This window comes from Komagataeibacter kakiaceti JCM 25156 (genome assembly GCF_000613305.1).
This window is the reverse complement of the sequence record NZ_BAIO01000732.1, coordinates 1-904: the sequence shown is the minus strand read 5'-3', so window position 1 is coordinate 904 and position 904 is coordinate 1. Positions and strand designations below refer to the sequence as shown.

Below are 904 nucleotides of genomic sequence, written 5' to 3'. Positions count from 1 at the left end.
CCATTTTTCACGGATATATCCGCGTGCGCTGGGGAAAACCCGATGGCGACAACACAATCACCGTAATCGGCCGCGTCGCCTACAGACTACAGGCAATGTCATAATAAATATGGCATTTAGGATTGATATTATGGAATACGATGACCCATCTCCATTCGTTGGAGACTTAGATTTAATCAGAAGCCTCCTAACAACTCAAAGTATGATGCTTCTTGATATGTACATACTTCTTTCATCTGCCGACATTGTTCCTAAAAATGATGTTCCAGATGCACAGAAGCGTATTAATTCGACAATGGAGCATTTGCAAAAGACGGTCCCAATGCTTCGCATCCTGACCGATAATATGATTAATGTGGAAGACGGCAGTGAATCTCGCTAGGATAAGCCGCGAAGTCACTCAAGGCTGGAAACTTCAAGACAAGCTGTATGCGGCAAATATGAATGACGGGGGCAGCGGAGGCGGGAACATGGAAGCGCGCATTGCCGTCTTGGAACAGATCGCTAAGGACACAAAAGACGTTCTGAAGGATCTGAAAACAGAAACTTCAACGCTTCGTTCTAATCAGGAGCGCGATTTCCGCATTCTCTTCGGCGCTATCATCACTGCTACCCTTGGATTAGCAGCTCTCATGGCCAAAGGTTTCCACTGGCTATAAGAAGGCATTAAGAGTGTTCAGAACGTATCCATGCCTGAACATGCTACGGTTCCAAAGGGTATGTCCCATATGCCCGAAACGCCATTTGCTTCCAGACATTTCCAAATGGCGATTTCGTCTTGTGGATAACTCCTCACCAGACTAACCTTCGCCTAGAACAACCGGCATTTCTCGATCCCACGAGATCCCCGCATATCCCACGAAATCCCGGTCACCCTCTACTTCCATCCCCACTGTCCCCTTTC

General features: G+C 47.2%; 2 protein-coding genes. Both read left to right on the top strand.

The window, feature by feature from the left end:
- Window positions 1-130: 130 nt before the first annotated feature.
- Complete coding sequence (locus JCM25156_RS29165) at window positions 131-382, top strand: hypothetical protein (protein ID WP_148299429.1); 252 nt, start codon at window positions 131-133, stop codon at window positions 380-382.
- Window positions 383-470: 88 nt separating this feature from the next.
- Entirely contained in the window at window positions 471-659 is a 189-nt protein-coding gene (locus tag JCM25156_RS30260) for a hypothetical protein (RefSeq protein WP_034961111.1), read from the top strand.
- Window positions 660-904 lie beyond the last annotated feature (245 nt).